Below are 18,614 nucleotides of genomic sequence, written 5' to 3'. Positions count from 1 at the left end.
GCTTGTTTTCGCCTGTGTGGAGAGGACCTCTCCGATCCCGCCGGGGCATCGGTGAGTTCCTTGTCCCGTAAGGGAGTTGGGCGCCACGGCGCTGCGGCTCACGCCGTCCGAACGGTACCGTCGGCTGCTCGAGTACGCGTATATCGTCCGGCTCGGGCGTGATCGGCTCAGTAGGCTGGGCCTATGCAAGAAGACAGCGGCGTGGTCCAGGACCGGCGCCTTGATCTGCGGGCCGACTGCGGCCGGTGCTTCGGGCTGTGCTGTGTCGCGCTGCCGTTCGCCCGCTCGGCCGACTTCGCGATCGACAAGGACGCCGGAAAGCCCTGCCCGAACCTGGAGACCGATTTCCGCTGCGGGATCCACACACGGTTGCGGCAGACGGGCTTCACGGGCTGCACGGTCTACGACTGCTTCGGCGCCGGCCAGAAGGTCTCCCAGGTCACCTTCGGCGGCCAGGACTGGCGCTCGGGCTCGCGCGAGCACGCGCGGCAGATGTTCGATGTGTTCCCCGTCGTCCGCCAACTCCACGAACTGCTCTGGTACCTGAACGAGGCGCTGACGCTCCCGGCGGCCCGCCCGGTGCACGCCGACGTCCGCCGCGCGCTCGACGAGACGGAGCGGCTCACCCGCCGAACCCCCGAGGAACTGGGCGAGTTGGACGTGGGCGCGCACCGGCAGGACGTCAATGCACTGCTGCTGCGGACCAGCGAACTCGTGCGCGCCGGTCTGGGACGCGGCAAGAAGAAGGACCGCCGGGGCGCCGACCTGATGGGCGCCCGTCTCAAGGGGGCCGACCTGCGCGGCGCCAACCTGCGAGGCGCCTACCTCATCGCCGCCGACCTGACCGGCGCCGATCTGCGCGGCGCGGATCTGATCGGCGCCGATCTGCGCGACACCGACCTCACGGACGCCGATCTGACCGGCGCGTTCTTCCTGACCCAGCCTCAGGTGAACGCGGCCCGGGGCAGTGTCGGCACCAGGTTGCCCGAGTCAGTCACCCGCCCGGGCCACTGGGCAGGCGGTCGCTGAGTCCGGGGCGGGTGCGCGGCCCTCGAGGTGCAGCCGCAACCCCTCCGGCATCAGCGTCAGCCGCTCGGAGACCCGCAACCGGTAGTCCGGCTCGGGCCGCAGCTCGTAGCGGCGCAGCAGCAGCCCCAGCACCAGCGTCGCCTCGTGCAGCGCGAACTGGCGGCCGATGCAGGCCCGCGCCCCGGTGCCGAACGGCTTGAAGGTGTGCGCCGGCCGGGTCCGTACCGCCTTCGCGTCGAAGCGATCCGGGTCGAACGCCTCCGCGTCCGCGCCCCAGACCTCCGGATCCCGGTGCAGCATCGCCGTCAGGACCAGCGTCCACGCACCCCTGCGCATCGGGTGGACACCGTCCAGCACGGTGTCCTGACGGGCTTCCCGGGCGAAGGCGGGCGCCGTCGGCCACAGCCGCAGCGACTCGTCGAGCACCCGGCGCACGTACCGCAGTCTGGCGACCTGGTCGTAGCCCGGCCGGGGTGTGTCGCCCCAGACCCGGTCCACCTCGGCCCGCGCGCGGGCGGCGACGTCCCGGTGCCGGGAGAGGTAGTGCAGGGCGAACGAGAGCGCGCCCGAGGTGGTCTCGTGGCCGGCGATCAGGAAGGTGATGACCTGCCGCCGGATGTTCTCGGGCGTCAGTCGCTCCCCGGTCGCCGGATGGGCCGTCTCCAGCATCCGATCGAGCAGGTCCCCGTCTCCGCCGCCGCGTCGGCGCTCCGCCACGACCTTGTCGACGGTGTGGTTGAGATGGGCCATGTCGGCCTCGTTCTGCCGGGTGGCGGTGCGCAGCAGCACGGGAGCCAGCGGCGCGGGCAGGACGTTGAGGCGCTGCGCGTATGTCAGGGTGCCGACCATCGCGGTCACGAAGGGATGCGGGCGGGAGCGGTCGAACGAGCCGAAGTCATGGCCGAAGCCCGTGCGGGCGATCGTCTCCAGCGTCAGCTTCGTCATGTCGCCGGGCACGTCCACGGCCCGTCCCGCCGCCCGCTCCCGGTCCCAGCGGTCCAGCAGCCGCTCGGTCACGGCCAGCATCATCGGGTGGTAGCCCTCCATGGCCTCGCGGCTGAAGCCCGGGGCCAGGACGTCGTGCGCCAGCTGCCAGTTCGGCTCGTGGTTGTACGCCGTGAACAGGCCGTCCCCGGCGACCGGCCGCAGATTGGCGATCCCGAGCCCCACATGCTTGGCGAACCGGGCCTCGTCCGCCAGCTCGGCCGTGAGTCGGGAGCCCCAGACGAAGACGATCTCCTTGCCGAAGGCCTTGCGCCGGAAGATCGGCCCGAGCCGGCGCCCGATGCGCATCGAATCCTGCAGCGGCGAGCGGACGCCCGCGCCGAGTACATCCCCGAACAGGGGGACCCGGTACGGCGGACGAGGGATGCGGTGCAGCTCCGGCCAGCCCAGTTCCGCGCTGCGGAACCCCTTGGGCAGCGCGGCCTGTGTCGTCTGAGCCATGACGCCATCTCCCTTGTGCCTGCGGCAGGTTGACTCTGTTGTACGCGGGTTCAATAGCGGTTCTCAGTGTGATCCCGTTGTTGAACCGACGTCAAGTAAAGTGCCGGCATGAGCGGGAAGCAGGGGGAGCGAGGGGAGCGCCCGCGCCGTCGGTTGAGTACCGAGGAGCGCAGGGAGCAGCTCTTGTCCGTCGGGGCGAGACTGTTCTCGGAGAGCCCGTACGACGAGGTGTGGATCGAGCAGGTCGCCGAGATCGCCGGAGTCTCGCGCGGTCTGCTCTACCACTACTTCCCGACGAAACGGGACTTCTTCTCGGCCGTCGTGGAGCGCGAGAGCGCGCGGATGCTGCGGCTGACGGCTGCGGTGCCCGGGGTTCCCGTGCGCGAGCAACTGGGTGCCGGGCTCGATGCCTTCCTGGAGTACGCCGAGGCGCACGCGCACGGCTTTCGCGCCTTCCATCGCGCCGAGGCGGCGGGTGACCAGGCCGTGCGCAAGGTCTACCGGCAGGCGTTGGCCGCGCAGGAACGGCAGATCCTGGCGGCGCTGGCGGCGGACCCGGATTTCGGCCGGTTGCCCGCGGACCGGCCCGAGCTGCGGATCGCCGTCCGTGGCTGGCTCGCCTTCACCACGGCCGTCTGCCTGGAGTGGCTCAGGGGCGGTGCGGAGCTGAACCGGGAGCAGGTGCGCGACCTGTGCGCGCGGGCGCTGCTGGGTGCGGTCACTCCCTGAGCCGGGTGCGCTCACGCGCCGAAAAGGGTGCTCACAGGATGGGGTGGCGTGTTGGCGTGCACCCAGTTCTTGGGTAAGTTAGGCAAGGCTTACCTAAGGGAGGTTGTCGGGATGGGAGACCGAATGGGTGACCGTCAAAGCTGGACGGCCGCGCCCGCCGCGGCCGAGCGTGCCCGCTCGGTGCTCGCCGCGGCGTGGTCCTGCGCGGTGACCGCGGAGGGCGGCCGCGAGGAGTTCGTCGGCGCGCACACCGTCACCGCGGACGGCAGGGTGCTCCTGCACGTGCCGGAGGACAGCACGCTGCTCGCGGCCGCGATCTGCGCCCCGCGCGGGGAGCCGTCCGCCGTCCTCGAGTTCGCCGACGTCGCGCCCGTCCCCGTGCGCAACCGGATTCGCGCCCGGCTGTGGATGGCCGGCTGGTTCGTCCTGGAGGACGGGCATCTGGAGTTCCGGCCGTCGCGCGTGGTGCTGCGCGAGGCGTCCGGCGCCGTCGTGGTCGACCTCGACGAGTTCGCCGACGCCGGCCCCGACCCGTTGGCCACGGCCGAGTCCACCCTGCTCACCCACCTCGCCGACGCGCACCCGGACGCCGTCGAGCGGCTGACCCGCCTCGTCGAGCCCGACAGCCTGCACGGTGCGGTGCGTGTCCAGCCGCTCGCCGTCGACCGGCACGGACTGACGCTGCGCATCGAGCGTGCGCGCGGCAATGGCGACGTACGCCTGCCCTTCCACACGCCCGCCGACGATGTCACGCAGCTCACCGAGCGGATGCACGTACTGCTCACGCAGGCGAGCTCCGCTTCCTGCCCCCGGGCGCTACAGCGGCAGCGCACAGACGGCGACGGGTGAGGCGAACGGCTCGCCCGCGAGCCGGAGTTCGCCGGCGGTCGGGTCGACGTGGAAGACGCTGACCGTGCTCGACCGCTGATTCGCCGCGAACAGCAGCTGCTCGTCCGGCGAGAACGCGATGTGGCGCGGGAAGTCGCCGCCGACCGGCACGGTGTCCAGGAGCCGCAACCGGGCGCCGCCCGCCTCGACGGCGTAACGCGTCAGGCTGTTGTGACCACGGTTGGCGAGATACGCGTACGACCCGTTCGACGTCACCAGGATCTGGGCCGGATAGTTCGTGACCTCGCCCGTGCCCGTGGACTGCGGGTCGCCCGGGGTGAGCCGCCCGCTCGCCGGGTCGTAGGCGCAGACCACGACGGAGTCGTCCACCTCGTTCGCGAGATAGGCGAAGCGGCCGCCGGGGTGGAAGGTGAGATGGCGGGGGCCCGCGCCCGGCCGGGTGTGCGCCCGGGCGACCTCGGTGAGCGTGCCCTTGGACGCGTTCAGGCGGTAGGTGTAGATGGTGTCGGTGCCCAGGTCGACGGCGAGGACATGGCCGCCGTCGGGGCTGGTGAGGAACTGGTGCGCGTGCGGACCCTCTTGACCCGGACCGGGCGCCGGAGCGGAGTGCGTGACCAGGTCGGTGTGCGCACCGAGGGCGCCTGAGGCGTCGACGGGGTGCACGGTCACACTGCCCGACGTGTAGTTGGCGCTCAGCAGCCAGCGCCCGCTCGGATGCACCGACAGATGGCAGGGGCCCGCGCCGCCGGTGCCCTGGGTGCCGAGCACCGTGTTCGTCGTGACGTGCACGGCGGTCACGGCGCCCTCTTGGCGTTCGTCGACGGCGTACAGCGTGCGGCCGTTCGGATGGAGCGCGAGGTACGACGGGTCGCCGACGCCGGCGATGGTGCCGGTGGCCGTGATGTCACCTGTGGTGGCGTCGTACGTGGCCAGGCCGATGCCCGTACCGCCGCCCTCGGCCGAGGTGTAGGTGCCGAGGAACAGCCGACGGACGGTGGGGGAGGCGGAGTCGGCGGTGGGCGCGGTCGGGGTGGGTGCGGGTTCGGTGTGCGGCGCGGCTGCCGCCCGTTCGGTGCGCGGCGCGACCGGTGCCGGGAGCGTCGCCACCACGGCGACGCCCGCCAGCGCTCCGACGACCCGCCGCCTGCTCCAGCCGCCACCGGAGCCTCGCGCCGGTTCTGCACCACTGTTCATGCCTGTACCTCGGGTGTCGGTTGCCTCAGCCGTGATGGCCACCTTGGCGTGCGGCACCCGGGAAAGGCAAAAATGGCGAGGGGTGTTGCGCAGAGCGCAACGCTCATGCCCGGATCACCAGTCACCGTCCTCGACCGGTTTGCCCGGCGCGTCCCCCAGCGGCTTCACCTGGTGGGGTGAGGGCTGCTGCCAGGGCTCGTGGTCGGCGCCGAGCCAGTCGCCGACCGGCCGCACCGAGCCCAGCGTGTCGGTGGGAGCGAGGTCCGTGGCGTCCTGGTCGTAGTAGTCGAACCAGGGCAGTCCGGCCCGTGTGTAGGCCGCGCGGTCGATGGGGGACGGCGCGGGAGCCTCACCCGTGATGCGGCGCCACTCGGGAGGCGTCACGAGATGCACGAACACGCGCCCGGCGGGCCTCTTGGCCCAGGCCTCGAGCGGCCGGTCGTCCCGGTAGACCTCCTGGCGCATCGAGCCGCCGACCCCCAGACCCATCGCGGGGACGCCGCGCGTGCGACCCGACGGAGCACCGGCGGGGGCCGGGACGGCTCCCGGGGCGGCCATCGGGAACGCGGAGCCGTAGCCTCCCGTCGGCGCCGTCATCTCCCGACGCTGCTGTGTCCTGCGATGTTCCGCCTCGCGCCATGCGGCCAGCTCCGCGTCATCGAGCGGGAAGGACTGAAGCTGGAGGCCGCCCCACACCTCCTCGCCGGTGACCTGGCCCTCGACGGTCGCTCCGAGGCCCAGCGGCACGGCGACGAACTGACGGACCTTGCCCTTGCCGGAGTTGATGCCGTCAAGCCACGGCTGACGCGGCAGCACCACATAGTTCTGCGGGTTTTTGGTGAGCCGGGAACTCCACGGCCTGCCCGAGACCGCGCACACCTTGCCGACGCCGACCTGGAGCGCGGCCGGTTCCGACGTGCCCGAGAAGCTCAGCCACATGGCCTCGCGCAGATACACCGGCAGCATCACACCGCCGCGCGCACGCCACTCGGCGGGAACCGTGTCCGCGTAGTCCTCGACGCGGCGCACGGGGAACTCGCCGAGCCCCGGGGGCAGCTCGTGCGTGCCCGTCTCGGGCAGGCGCAGTGTCCGCATGAACCGGACCCGCACCCGGCCCGGCAGCCGCAGTGAGTTCCCGTCGATCCGTACGCCGCTGTCGGTCATCCGTCCGCTCCCCCCTGTGGTCGCCGTCCCGATTCCTGACCGGAACGGCCGTCCTCACCTGGAACGACTGGAGGCCGGGGGATGGTTCCGACTCCGCCGCGATCGGCCCGGGCGCAGCCGCTGCCGCAGGCGGGCGAGGTGCGTCCGGCGCTCGCGCTGTTCGCGCGTGCCACGGTCGAGCTCCTCCATGAGCCGACGTGAGCGGTGCTCCGTGTCGAGCTCGTCCAGGATGCGGTTGACCTCGGTGAGGACGGCGCCGTGCAGCTGCCACTGGCGGGCGTCCCGCTGGACTTCGTCCAGGAGCAGCTGGGCCAGCTTGTCGCGGGTCGCCGACGCCGTGGCGAGCTCCGCGGCGAGGCGGGACTCGGCCGACTCGGCGCTGTGACTGACGTCCGTGGTCACCAGGACGGCGAAACTCACCACGGCGTCGGCCACTTCGGACAGCAGCTGTTCCAGTGCCGCGCCGATCTGCGGTTCGAACAAAGGCTCGGGATCGCGCTCCTTGGCCAGGTCGGTGAGGGTGCGCGCGAGCACCCGCAGCACCACCGTGCAGATTTCCAGCGTGTCGAGGCCGGTGCGCAGCACGATCCGGTGCAGCAGGCCCTCACGGACGCGGGGATTGAGCTTCAGACTGTCCTCGGCCTGTGTGAGCGCCGCGTCCACCCCGACGATGTCGTGGTCCAGGCGGCGCGCTTCGTACAGCCGGGCGGTCGCGTGCTCCACGGGGGTGCGGTCCGCGGCCTCCTCGCCCATGCGCAGCATCAGCTGTCGTACGTGCCGCGCCAGGCCCTCGATCGACTGTCCTGCCGGGCCCACCCACACCGGGGGAGCGAACAGCAGATTGCAGCCGAGTCCGACCGCCGCGCCGATCAGCGTCTCCACCACTCTGGCCCAGGCGATGTCGCCGACCCTGGTCACGCCCAGCACGAGCATGGCGCTGATCGCCACCTCGGGCACGAACTCGCTGACCCGCACGAGATGACCGACGGCCAGCGAGGCGAGGATGAGCAGGGCCAGACTCCACCAGGTCAGACCCACCAGGGCGCTGAAGCCGATGGCGACGAGGACGCCGGCCACCACGGAGTTCACCCGGCGGATACCGGTCGTGAGGGTGGCGTACAGCGTGACCTGCACGACGAGGAGCGCGGTCAGCGGGGCGGTGAGCGGCGCGGGCTCGGGGCTGACCCGCACCGCGATCACGTACGCGACGGTCGCGGCCGCAGCCGACCGCACCGACTGAACGATGACGGGTTCCTGGCGCCACTTCTGCACCTGTACGCCCGCCGAGTCCCACACACCACGTACGTCTCGCATCCTTGGCCCTTTCCCCCTTCGCGGGCGCACCGAACCCGCCCCGCCGACCTGCGGCGGGGCACGATCGTGGTCCGCCGCTCACGCAAGCGTGCCGAGGAGTCCTTCGAGGACCGCTACCTGACGTTGCGCGCCGGTGGCGTGCGGTGCGAGCAGCGCGTTGATCTGAAAACCCATGAGAGTGGTGAGCAGGGTGTCGATGACGAGTTCGTCCGGTGTCGCCGTGGTGACCTCCCCTGCTGCCCGGGCCTGCCGCAGGTAGTCGCCCATCCGGTCGCGCCACAGGTCCATCGCCTGCTCGTGGACGGCGGTCATGCGCTCGTCGTGCACGGCGCGGTCCCAGAAGGCGATGACCACGCGGGCCTCCATGAGCCGCACCTCGTCGAGCGGCATGATCTCCAGGCAGAGCCCGCGCAGGGCCCTCAGGCCGCTCGCGCCTCCCACGGCCGCCTCGGCGCGCGTGTTGGTGCTCTCGAACGCGTAGTGGAACGCGGCCTGGAGGATCTCGTCCTTGTTGCGGAAGTACGGGGCGAGCGCGCCGTTGGCGTATCCCGCCTCCGCGGCCAGGTCCCGCATGGTGACGGCGTCCAGTCCACGGCGTGCGATCAGGGCCCACACCGCTTCGACGATCTGCCGACGTCGTTCGTGATGGTCGACGATCTTCGGCATGCCTGTATGGTCCTCGTCCTCGTTCTCGGCCACCGCGAGCGTGTGCCGCGTCGGGCTCGACCTTAGGGCCTGTCCGGCGGATCATGCCGCAGACGCGGGGCCTGGCACGCCCGCCCCCAAGCTCTCGGCTTCGCTCGAGCAGGGAGGTACCCCCTCCGGCGTTGTCGTCGGTTGCCGACTCCCCCAAGTTCTCGGCTTCGCTCGAACAGGGGGACCCCCATCGCGTCGACGCCCTCCTCCGCCTTGCAGCTGCACGCACCAGGCCCCGCTCACCTGCGATTATCAGGCGCCGTTGCTTCCCTGCTACCTGATCCGCCGGACAGGCCCTAGCCAAGGCCATGGTCAACCGAGCATGCCGGCCATACCCGCGATCATCATCAGGCCGCCGGTCTCGCCGAGCAGCGCGGTGCGGGCGCTCGGGCGGCGGGGCGACGCGGGAGGGTCGAGCCAGCCGCGGGTGATCAGTACGGTCCCGGCCCTGATGACGGCCCAACCCGACAGGAAGAAGAGGGGCAGCCACGGACCGCCGTCGGGTGCGTGGTGCCCGTGGCCCCGCGCCATCGCCGCCGTCAGTACGGCCATCACGGCGAGGTCGGCGCTCCGTGCGGCACATCCGTGCAGGGCGTTCCATCCGCAGGCACCCGCAGTGGCCACGAAGGCGAGAATCAGCTGTCCCGAAGCCGCTCCGGGGGCCGTCGCCGTCATCGCGGCCAGGGCGACCGCGTGCGGACCCCAGTGCCGCACCGGACCGGGCAGGTGACCGGCCAGGCACAGGGCAGCGCCCGCCAGACCGGTCACCCAGAGCAGTTCATGCACGACGGCGCACCGCAGACAGTGCGCCGGCCGCGAAGGCGAGCACGACCAGAGCCTCGAAGGAGTACGCCAGCCAGGCAGAACCGCCGATCAGCGTGGTGAAGTTGTCCAGCACCAGCCACAGCACGGTGACCAGCCCGACGATGCCGAGCACCGGTGCGACCCTGGTGTGCCACGGTCGGCGGTCCACCCCGGTACGGACGAAGTAGGCCACGACGGCGACGCCCACGAGGATCATCAGGACCAGGATCCCGAGCGTGGCCAGCCCGCTCATCCAGGTGAACAGGTCGAGGACCGGATCGGCACCGGCGAGCGTGAACACGCCGACGATCACCGCGGCCGATACGGTCTGGGCCAGCGAACCGGCATGCGGTGAACCGTGCCGGGCGTGGCTGCGGGCCAGCACGGAGGGGGCGCTGCCCTGGCGGCCCAGCGAGAACAGATAGCGCGCGATGGCGTTGTGGAAGGCGAGCAGCGCGGCGAACAGGCTGGTGAGGAGGAGGACTTCCATGATGTCGGAGGCCGCCGAGCCGACGTACTCCCGCGCGATGGCGAAGACGAGCCCCGAGGGGTTCTCGCCCGCCGCCTGCCGCACCTTGTCGGTGCCGACGGCGAGCACCATTGCCCAGCTGGAGAGGGCGTAGAACACCCCGATCAGGATGACCGCGAGATAGGTGGCCTTCGGGACGCTGCGCTTCGGGTCGCGGGCTTCCTCGCCGTAGATGGCGGTGGCCTCGAACCCGATGAAGGAGGCGATGGCGAACATGACGCCGATCCCGGGCGATCCGGTGGTGAAGGCGTCCGGGGTGAAGGAGGTGAGGTCGACACCGTCGGCGCCGCCCTGGATTAGTACGGCGATCGCGACCACCGCGACGATGCCGACCTCCAGGATCAGCAGCACCGACAGAAGCTTGGTGCCCACGTCGATGTTGCGGTACCCGAGCAGCGCGACGCAGCCGAGGAGTAGCCCGCTCCACAGCCACCAGGGCAGGTCGGGGCCGTGGTACTTGACGACCAGAGCGTCGAGTGTGGTGCCCGCTAGGCCGTAGACGCCCGCCTGGACGGCGCTGTAGGCGAGGAGGGCCAGGCCGGCGGCCCCGGTTCCGGTGACCTTGCCGAGTCCGGCCGTGACGTACGAGTAGAAGGCGCCGGCGTCCACGACGTGCCGGCTCATCGCCGCGTAGCCCACGCTGAACAGCAGGAGCACGATGGCGACGACCAGGTAGGCGGCCGGCACGCCGGGGCCGTTGCCGAGGGCGAGCGTCACCGGGAGCGCGCCGCCGATCGCGGTGAGCGGAGCGGCCGCGGCGACCACCAGGAAGACGATCCCGGCGACCCCGACGGAGCCGCGCAGACCGGTCGCGGGTGCGGTGTCGGCCACGACCACCTCTGTCTGTTCAGTCATGGCAGCTCCCCGTGGAACACGCGGTGTGGGCAGAGGTGTTGGGCGGCACGTCGAGGGTGGGGTTGCGGTCGAAGAAGCCGACCGGCTTGAGCTTGAAGCCGGTGTAGTCGACCGGCATGATCGGCCAGTCCTCCGGGCGCGGTGCGTGGGTGAGGCCGAAGGTGTGCCAGACGACGATGTCCTGGCCGTCGATGTCACGGTCGGCGGCGGCGTAGGCGGGCAGTCCGGCACCGCCCGGATGCTGGTTGACGAAGTCCCCGGCCGGGTAGCGCTCGGCGGGGTCGTAACGCGTGACCCACAGGTGCTTGGTGGCGAAGGCGGCCCGTGCGGCGACGGAGGAAGCCGGGTCGGCGAGCAGGGTGGGTTTGCCCTCGGGGTGCAGTGCGTAGCCGACCGGGTGGCCGAGACGGTTGAGTTCGGTGGGATTGGAGATGTGCCAGACCCGGTCCACGGACGCGTCCGCGCTGCGCTGGGCCTCGCTCTCCCTGGTCAGCGGCGTACGGCGCAGGGTGAAGGCGTTGCCGCGCGGGTTGTCCGGGCCGATAGGCACGCGGGCGGCGTCGACCTCCTCGACGCGGTTGGCGGTCCCGTCGAGCGTCATGTCGAGGCGGGCGCAGAACAGGTGTTGGTGGTACGGCGCCCCGAGGCCCGGCGCGATCTCGGTGGCGTACGGGTAGTCGCCGCCGGGGTGTGCGGAGGTGAAGACGACGCCGGTGGCCTTGGCCTCGAACTCGATGGTGCCGTCGAGGTAGAGGTACCAGTAGAAGCCGTAGTCGTAGTTGCCGACGGTGGTGAAGAAGGAGAGCACCATGCGGCGTTGACGGCGGGTCTCGGCGGAGCCGGCCCACAGGTCGGTGTGCTTCCAGAGGATGCCGTAGTCCTCCTCGTGCAGACAGATCGCGTTCGTGAGGGTCTGCGGAACCCCCGATTCATCGGCGATGACGGCGTCGACGTAGGTGATGTCGCCGAGGCAGTCGCAGCCCAGTTCGAGGGAGTTGGCGTAGCGGCCGATCAAGTACTCGCCGGTGTCAAAGTAGTTCTGCCAGGACCGTACGGGCGAGGGGTCGGCGTACGGGACGACCATCTCGGCGATGGAGGCGCGGTGGATGAGGCGGCGCTCGCGTCCCTTGTCCCGGTCGGCGAAGGTGATCTGATGGAGAGTCAATCCCTCACGGGCGTCGAAGCCGATGCGCAGCGACCAGTTCTCCCAGCGCAGCAGACGGCCGTCCAGGGTGAAGCTGGGGCCCTCGGGCTGGGTGATCTCCAGGGGCTTTTGGGTGGTGCGGAGCGGACCGGTCACCGCGGGGTCGTCGAAGTTGCCGGACTCGGCGGGGACCGGGACGGGGCCGAGGTCGATGACCTGGTCGACGGTCCGGCCGATGACATCGACGTAGGCGACGAGCCCGTCGACCGGGTGCGCCCAGGCGTGGTCCTTGTCGTGCTCCTGCACGAAGGCGAGTCCGCGCAGGATGCGGCGCCCGGACTCCTGCGGATACTCGTCGGCGTACACACCGGCGGACAGCGGCGCGACCCGGACGCGGGAGACGTCCAGGTCCCGTGCCTTGAGCGCCGCGAGCCACCGTTCGTCCCCAGCGAGGATCTCCTCGACGAGCCCGAACTCCTCGTCCAGCACGGGGGGTTGGCCATCGGTGAGGGGGTCCAGGACGCGGTCGCGGGCCACCGACGCGTGGCTCAGCGAGACGACCACGTCATGAGCCGGCGCGCCGGCCGTGTCCTGCAACAGGACCCGCACGCGACGGTCGACCGGCGCGTCCGGCGTCCCGCCGGCCAACTCCTGCTTGGCCGGTTCCTCCAGGCCGAGGTAGGCGAACCGGGTGGTGTCCGCCACGAGGCCCGCCGCGAGGAGGACGTCGCGCGCGGCGCCGATCTCCTCGGGGGCCAGCGGGTCGAGCGGGTGGGGCGGAGTGCTCATGAGGTCTCCGGGTGAGGGCACGACGTCTCCAGGTGTGGGCACGAGGCTTTTTCTTCTACGACCGTAGAAGAAAAAGTGCGGCACCGGTGTTTCCCTCGGGTCCGCGCGCCCGTTTCACCGTGGTTAACAAGTGCCTCGCGGAGGCGGCGGAGTCGTCCTCGTGCGAGCGGCGGAGCACGGGAGTCACATGTACAGCTTTTCCAGGAAGGCGGACAGGCGCCCCACCGTCCGGTCGATCTGCTCCTCCACTGTGAAGGTCTCCTCGAAGCGGCCCCCGGGCTCGGGGAATTTGCCGGGGCCCGTGTCTACGTCTGCGGCGACGGCTCCCGTATGGCCCCCGGCGTCCGCGAAGCCTTCCGTACGCTCCACGCGGACCGCACCCCGGGCGGGGACTCCGAGCAGTGGCTGAACGACCTGATCGCGTCCGGGCATTACGTCGAGGACGTGTACGCCGCCGGATAAGGAGTGCAGCCCTGTGGGTCCAGCTGGCAGAGTGGGCCCACAGGCGACAGGGGGCTGCGGTGGACACTTGGGAGCGGGCACGGCGGATTCTCGACGTGGCGGGACTGCCTCCGGACAGCCTTGTCGACTGTCGACCCCTGGCGGGCGGGACGTACAACACGGTCGAGGAGCTACGGCTCGCCGACGGCACGCGGTACGTGCTGAAGATGCCTCCGCCGACCACCGCTCCCGGCCTGAGCCACGAGCGTGAACTCCTCGTGTCGGAGGCGGAGTTCTATCAGGAGGCCGCGACGGTCGGCGTACCCGCACCCCAAGTCGTCACAACGGGGGAGCGCCACCTCCTGATGACCCACTGCCCGGGGGCACCGTGGAGTGACCACCTGGAACCCGGGGAACAAGCAGCCCTGCGAAGGGAGGTGGGCCAATTGGTCGCCCGCCTCCACGGCGTGACCGGCCCCGGCTTCGGCTACCCCTCCGGCGCCCTCGGCCCGCTCGCTTCCGATTGGCGCACCGCCTTCACCGCCATGTACGACGCCGTCCTGGCGGACGCCCGGCGCTATGACGCCTGGCTGCCCCGACCCGTGGACGAGGTGGCCCGCACGGCGAAGACCGCGTACGACGCCCTGGACGAGGTCACGGTCCCGCATCTCGTCCACTTCGACCTGTGGCAGGGCAACATCCTGGTGGAACACCCGGACGACCACACGGCCCCCCGGATCGGCGGTCTGATCGACGGCGAGCGCATGTTCTGGGGCGATCCCCTGGCCGACTTCGTCTCCCTGTCCCTGCTCGGCGACATCAAACAGGACGAGGACTTCCTGACCGGCTATCAAGAGGCGGGCGGTCGAGCGGAGTTCGACACCCTGGCCCGACAACGCCTCGCCCTCTACCGCAGCTACCTCTACCTGATCATGCTCGTCGAGACCGTGCCCCGCGCACCCGGCGCCGAACACGTCGCCTGGGTGCGCGAGGCCGTGGCCCCGGAGCTGCTTTCCGCCCTCGACGAACTTGCCTAGGCGGCGCTGCGCCCCCTCCCGCCGTGCGCCCGGATGATGTCCGCGTACCGGTGCCCGCTCCCCTTGATCGTGCGCTTCTGCGTCTTGTAGTCGACGTGCACGAGCCCGAAGCGCTTGTCGTAGCCGTACGCCCACTCGAAGTTGTCGAGCAGGGACCAGGCGAAGTACCCCGCGAGCGGCGCTCCCTTGCGGACCGCCGACACGCAGGCCGCGAGGTGCTGCTCCAGGTACTGCGTTCGCTCGGGGTCGTCGACGGTCCCGTCGGGGCGTACGACGTCGGGATAGGCGGAGCCGTTCTCCGTGACGTACAGCTTGCGGGCGCCGTAGTCCTCCGTCAGACGGAGGAGCAGGCGCTCGATGCCGGCCGCTTCGACCTCCCAGTCCATGCCGGTGCGGGGTACGCCGAGACGGCGCACCGTGCGGACGTGCGGGGTCGGCCCGGTGGGGTCGTCGGCGACGGTGGACGGGAAGTAGTAGTTCAGGCCCAGCCAGTCCAGAGGCTGCGCGATGGTATCCAAGTCGCCCGGCTGTTCCGGGAGTTCCACTCGGTAGACCTCGCGCATGTCCTCCGGGAAGCCGCGGCCGTGGACCGGGTCCAGCCACCAGCGGTTGGTGTGACCGTCCAGACGGCGGGCCGCCGCGACGTCATCGGGGCGGTCGGTGGCGGCCTCGATGCTGGACAGGTTGTTGACGATGCCGACCTGGGCGTCCGGGACCGCCGCCCGGATCGCCTGCGTGGCCAGGCCATGTCCCAGCAGCAGGTGGTACGAGGTGCGCACCGCGGCAGTGAGGTCTGTCCAGCCCGGGGCCATCCGGCCCTCCAGATGGCCGATCCACGCCGAGCACAGCGGCTCGTTGAGCGTGGTCCAGTGCTGGACACGGTCACCGAGTCGCTCCGCGACGACCGCCGCGTACGAGGCGAAGTGGAGGGCCGTGTCGCGGACCGGCCAGCCGCCCCGGTCCTGGAGCACCTGCGGCAGATCCCAGTGGTACAGGGTGACGGAGGGCGTGATGCCCGCCTCCAGCAGGGCGTCGATCAGCGCGTCGTAGAAGTCGAGCCCCTTGACGTTGACCGGGCCGTCGCCGCCGGGCATCACCCGCGGCCAGGCGATGGACAACCGGTAGGCGTTGGTGCCCAGTTGCCGCATCAGCGCGATGTCCTCGCGCCAGCGGTGGTAGTGGTCGCAGGCGAGGTCCCCGTCGTCGCCGTTGTCGATCTTGCCGGGGGTGTGCGAGAAGGTGTCCCAGATCGACGGCGAACGGCCGTCCTCCGCCACGGCTCCCTCGATCTGGTACGCCGATGTGGCCGTGCCCCACAGGAAGTCGTGCGGGAGGGCGGCGAGGTCGATGGTCACAGAAGTCCCTTCGGAACGGGGGGCGTCGGTCACTTGACGGCTCCGGCCGTCAGCCCGGCGACGAGATAGCGCTGGAGGAGCAGGAACCCCGCGACCACGGGCACACTGACGACGAGCGAGGCGGCCATGATCTGGTTCCAGTAGACGTTGTAGAGCGTGGAGTAGCCCTGGAGCCCGACGGCGAGTGTGCGGGTCTCGTCGTTGGTCATCACCGACGCGAACAGCACCTCGCCCCAGGCGGTCATGAAGGCGTAGACGGCGACCGCGATGATGCCGGGGATCGCGGCCGGCACGACGACCCGGAACAGCGCGCCGAGCGGCCCGCAGCCGTCCACCAATGCCGCCTCGTCCAGGTCGCGCGGCACCGAGTCGAAGTACCCGATCAGCATCCAGATCGAGAACGGGAGGGAGAAGGTGAGATACGTCAGGATCAGCCCGCCGCGGGATCCGAACAGGGCGATGCCGGTGGCGTTGCCGATGTTGACGTAGAGGAGGAACAGCGGCAGCAGGAAGAGGATGCCGGGGAACATCTGGGTGGACAGCACGGTGACCGTGAAGACGCGCTTGCCACGGAAGTTGTAGCGGCTGACGGCGTACGCCGAGAAGACCGCGATCACCACCGAGCAGGCCGTCGCGGCACCCGCCACGATCAGCGAGTTCACGAAGTACCTGGCGAGCGGGATCGTCGACCAGATATCGATGTACGGGCGGATGGTCAGGCTGCTCGGCACCCATTGGAACTTCGCCTGGACGTCCTGCAACGGCTTCAGCGAGCTGGAGACCATGACGTAGACCGGCACCAGGACGAAGCCGGTGAGCAGGGTGAGGAAGATCCGCCGGGTCCAGAGGAAGGACCGTGGTGGCGCCATCGGTGAGCGGGGCGTCGTGGAGGTGGAGGTACTAGACATCGGCCGTCTTCCCTCCTCGGGAGGTCAGCAGGAGGTAGACGCCCGTCACGACGAGCAGGAAGAGCAGGAGCAGGACGGACATGGCGGAACCGGTGCCGAAGTTCCAGCTGACGAACGACGCCTGGTAGATGTGCACCGAGATGAGGTCCGCGGACGCCGGAGCGGTCTTGCCGAACAGGACGTACGGCGTGTTGAAGTCGTTGAACGTCCACAGGAACAGGACCAGGATCAGCACCTGGTTGACGGGCCGCAGCGACGGCAGCGTGATGCGGCGGATCTGCTGCCAGACACCGGCGCCGTCGAGGGCGGCCGCCTCGTACAGGTCCTTGGGGATGTTCTGCAGGCCCGCCATGACGATGAGGAAGGCGAACGGCCAGCCCTTCCACACGGACACGGTGAGCAGTGCGTAGAAGGCGTTGTCGCCGATGAGCCAGAAGGACGGCTTGTCGGTGATGCCCAGCTGGTCGTGCAGGACGTGGTTCACCAGGCCGTTGTCGTGCTGGAACATGAACACCCAGGTGATGACGGCCGCGTACACGGGCAGCGCGTACGGCACCAGGAACAGGGCGCGCAGCAGGCCGCGGCCCCGGAAGGCGTCCTGCATGCAGATCGCGGCCGCCGTGCCGATCAGCCAGCACAGGCCGACCGACAGCAGCGTGAAGCCGATGGTGATGAAGAACGAGTCGAGCAACGCCTTGCCGACGGGCGCGTCGAAGTCGACCGACACCTTGTAGTTGTCCAGGCCGGACCAGGGCGCGGTGCCCCAGTCACGGATGTAGAACTGCGTGAGCCCCTTGAAGCTCATCACGATGCCGATCACCATCGGCACCAGGTGGACAAGGAGTTCGAGGAGCAGGGCGGGCAGAAGCAGCAGGTAGGGCAGTCCGATGCGTTTGATCCGCCCGGTGCGGCGCGGGCCGCGCGCCGCACCGGGGGAGTTCTTGCGCACCGTGCGATCGCCGGCCTCTTGGGAGGCGGTCGTGGTGGTCATGTTTGTGCTCGCGCTCACTTCGTCGGCATCTGCGTCTGGGCCTTCTCGAGCTCGGCCTTCACCGACTCCGTGGTCACCGACTTTCCGGCGGCGGCCTCGGCGAACAGGTTCTTGATCGCCGTACCGACGGCCGTCTCGAACTGGGACTCGTCGGCGACCTGCGGAAGCGCGACGGCGCTCTTGGCGAGCGTGTCCTTCAGGACGGCGTTCGCCGGGGTGTTGAAGGCGGCGTCCTCCTGCGTGGCCTTGACCGGCGGGATGGAGCTGTACGCCGTGTTGAGGACCTTCTGCTCCGCGTCGCTGGTCATGAACTTCACGAACTCGGTGGCGCCGTCGAGGTTGTCGGAGTTCTTGAAGACGGCCAGATTGATGCCCGCGACCATCGAGTTGACGTTCGTGCCGGTCCCCGGGGTGCCCGACTGCACGGGCACCGGAGCGATGCCGAAGTCGTCCGCGCTCATGCCCTGCGACTCCAGGTTGGCGGACGCGGACTGCCACAGCAGCATCCCCGTCTTGCCCGTGGCGAAGTCACTCACGGACTGGTTCTGCGCGTACTCGGCGTTGCCCGGCGCGATGATCTTGTCGGTGGCCATCAGGTCGACGAACTGCTTGACCCCTTCGACCGCGCCGTCGGAGGTGAAGTCCGGCTTGCCGTCGGCGGTGAAGAAGCTTGCCCCGTGCTGCTTGGCGAAGACGTAGGCGTGGTGGATGTTCTCCGCCGGGTTCGAGCCTTCGAAGGCCGCGCCCCACTTGCCGTCCTTGGAAAGCTTCTTGCCGTCGGCGACGAACTCGTCCCAGGTGGTCGGCGGCTTGGCGATACCCGCGTCGGCGAACATCTGCTTGTTGTAGTAGAGGGCGTACGCCATCGAGTACAGCGGCACCGCGGCAGGGTCCTCGCCCGCCGCGCCCGTGGAGCCGAGGGCCGAGTCGACGAAGCGGTCCTTGCCGCCGATCTTGTCGAAGTTCTTCGCGTCCCAGGGCAGCAGCGCCCCCGTGGCCTGCAGGGAGGCGCTCCAGGTGTTGCCGATGTTCAGGACGTCGGGGCCCTGACCCGACGTGGTCGCGGTGAGGATCCGGTTGAGCAGATCCGACCAGGGCACGACCTCCAGCTCCACCTTGATCCCCGTGTCCTTCTCGAACTTGTCGAGTTCGGGCTGGAGGACCTTCTTGTCGATCTCGACGCTGGCGCCCTGGTTGGAGGCCCAGTAGGTCAGCGTCTTCGGCGAGTCGTTGGATCCGCCGTCCGTCGACGAGCCGCCACCACAGGCGGTCACGGCGGTCAGCATGGAGACAGTGACCGCACCGGCGGCCGCGGCTCGGATTCTGCGCATGGCTCAGGC

General features: G+C 70.2%; 16 protein-coding genes and 1 pseudogene. 4 read left to right on the top strand and 13 right to left on the bottom strand.

The window, feature by feature from the left end; genetic code table 11:
- Positions 1 to 183 precede the first annotated feature (183 nt).
- Positions 184 to 1,029 (top strand): pentapeptide repeat-containing protein, encoded by an 846-nt coding sequence (locus tag ACX28W_RS04810; protein WP_458997486.1) that lies wholly within the window; start codon positions 184 to 186, stop codon positions 1,027 to 1,029.
- On the opposite strand, the gene ACX28W_RS04805 is transcribed toward ACX28W_RS04810, so the two are convergent.
- Positions 991 to 2,475, bottom strand: a complete 1,485-nt coding sequence (locus ACX28W_RS04805) for a cytochrome P450 (RefSeq protein ID WP_458997485.1) — start codon at positions 2,473 to 2,475, stop codon at positions 991 to 993. The genes ACX28W_RS04810 and ACX28W_RS04805 overlap by 39 nt on opposite strands.
- Before the next feature lie 108 nt (positions 2,476 to 2,583).
- Between ACX28W_RS04805 and ACX28W_RS04800 the strand changes: the two genes are divergently transcribed.
- Positions 2,584 to 3,204: a TetR/AcrR family transcriptional regulator gene (locus ACX28W_RS04800; RefSeq protein WP_458997484.1), complete on the top strand. Its 621-nt coding sequence runs from the start codon at positions 2,584 to 2,586 to the stop codon at positions 3,202 to 3,204.
- A 123-nt stretch (positions 3,205 to 3,327) separates the two neighbouring features.
- Positions 3,328 to 4,053 (top strand): DUF2470 domain-containing protein, encoded by a 726-nt coding sequence (locus ACX28W_RS04795; protein ID WP_458997483.1) that lies wholly within the window; start codon positions 3,328 to 3,330, stop codon positions 4,051 to 4,053.
- Here ACX28W_RS04795 and ACX28W_RS04790 read toward each other — a convergent pair.
- The 8 genes and pseudogenes from ACX28W_RS04790 to ACX28W_RS04755 all read right to left on the bottom strand — a co-directional run.
- The gene (locus tag ACX28W_RS04790; RefSeq protein WP_458997482.1) at positions 4,021 to 5,247 is read right to left on the bottom strand and encodes a lactonase family protein; all 1,227 of its coding nucleotides are present in this window, start codon (positions 5,245 to 5,247) and stop codon (positions 4,021 to 4,023) included. The two genes, ACX28W_RS04795 and ACX28W_RS04790, sit on opposite strands and share 33 nt — an antisense overlap.
- A 114-nt stretch (positions 5,248 to 5,361) precedes the next feature.
- Positions 5,362 to 6,411, bottom strand: coding sequence for a hypothetical protein (locus ACX28W_RS04785; protein ID WP_458997481.1), 1,050 nt, complete (start codon positions 6,409 to 6,411; stop codon positions 5,362 to 5,364).
- Between the two features lie 54 nt (positions 6,412 to 6,465).
- Positions 6,466 to 7,725 carry an FUSC family protein gene (locus ACX28W_RS04780; RefSeq protein WP_458997480.1) on the bottom strand — a complete coding sequence of 420 codons (1,260 nt, stop codon included), beginning with the start codon at positions 7,723 to 7,725 and terminating at the stop codon, positions 6,466 to 6,468.
- A 78-nt stretch (positions 7,726 to 7,803) separates the two neighbouring features.
- On the bottom strand, positions 7,804 to 8,391 hold the full coding sequence (locus ACX28W_RS04775; RefSeq protein WP_458997479.1) for a TetR/AcrR family transcriptional regulator: 588 nt from the start codon (positions 8,389 to 8,391) through the stop codon (positions 7,804 to 7,806).
- Positions 8,392 to 8,733: 342 nt separating this feature from the next.
- Positions 8,734 to 9,207 (bottom strand): hypothetical protein, encoded by a 474-nt coding sequence (locus ACX28W_RS04770; protein ID WP_458997478.1) that lies wholly within the window; start codon positions 9,205 to 9,207, stop codon positions 8,734 to 8,736.
- Positions 9,200 to 10,609 carry an APC family permease gene (locus tag ACX28W_RS04765; protein ID WP_458997477.1) on the bottom strand — a complete coding sequence of 470 codons (1,410 nt, stop codon included), beginning with the start codon at positions 10,607 to 10,609 and terminating at the stop codon, positions 9,200 to 9,202. Before ACX28W_RS04765 ends, ACX28W_RS04770 begins: the two co-directional genes overlap by 8 nt.
- Complete coding sequence (locus ACX28W_RS04760) at positions 10,602 to 12,542, bottom strand: primary-amine oxidase (protein WP_458997476.1); 1,941 nt, start codon at positions 12,540 to 12,542, stop codon at positions 10,602 to 10,604. The genes ACX28W_RS04765 and ACX28W_RS04760 overlap by 8 nt, the downstream gene beginning before the upstream one ends.
- Before the next feature lie 183 nt (positions 12,543 to 12,725).
- Positions 12,726 to 12,833: pseudogene (locus ACX28W_RS04755) on the bottom strand (FBP domain-containing protein); the annotation flags it as partial.
- 230 nt (positions 12,834 to 13,063) lie between these two features.
- Between ACX28W_RS04755 and ACX28W_RS04750 the strand changes: the two are divergent.
- Positions 13,064 to 14,020: a phosphotransferase family protein gene (locus ACX28W_RS04750; RefSeq protein WP_458997475.1), complete on the top strand. Its 957-nt coding sequence runs from the start codon at positions 13,064 to 13,066 to the stop codon at positions 14,018 to 14,020.
- Here the strand turns inward: ACX28W_RS04750 and ACX28W_RS04745 are convergent.
- From ACX28W_RS04745 to ACX28W_RS04730, 4 genes are read right to left on the bottom strand one after another with little or no spacing between them, the layout of a single operon-like run.
- A complete protein-coding gene (locus ACX28W_RS04745; protein ID WP_458997474.1) occupies positions 14,017 to 15,375 on the bottom strand; it encodes a GH1 family beta-glucosidase in 1,359 nt (452 codons plus the stop codon). The two genes, ACX28W_RS04750 and ACX28W_RS04745, sit on opposite strands and share 4 nt — an antisense overlap.
- A 29-nt stretch (positions 15,376 to 15,404) precedes the next feature.
- Complete coding sequence (locus tag ACX28W_RS04740; protein WP_458997473.1) at positions 15,405 to 16,283, bottom strand: carbohydrate ABC transporter permease; 879 nt, start codon at positions 16,281 to 16,283, stop codon at positions 15,405 to 15,407.
- Entirely contained in the window at positions 16,276 to 17,274 is a 999-nt protein-coding gene (locus ACX28W_RS04735; protein ID WP_458997472.1) for a carbohydrate ABC transporter permease, read from the bottom strand. Before ACX28W_RS04735 ends, ACX28W_RS04740 begins: the two co-directional genes overlap by 8 nt.
- A 14-nt stretch (positions 17,275 to 17,288) precedes the next feature.
- Positions 17,289 to 18,605, bottom strand: a complete 1,317-nt coding sequence (locus tag ACX28W_RS04730) for an ABC transporter substrate-binding protein (protein ID WP_458997471.1) — start codon at positions 18,603 to 18,605, stop codon at positions 17,289 to 17,291.
- Between the last annotated feature and the right edge of the window lie 9 nt (positions 18,606 to 18,614).

Source organism: Streptomyces sp. SD15 (assembly GCF_054462255.1).
This window is presented reverse-complemented; position numbering and strand designations above follow the sequence as displayed.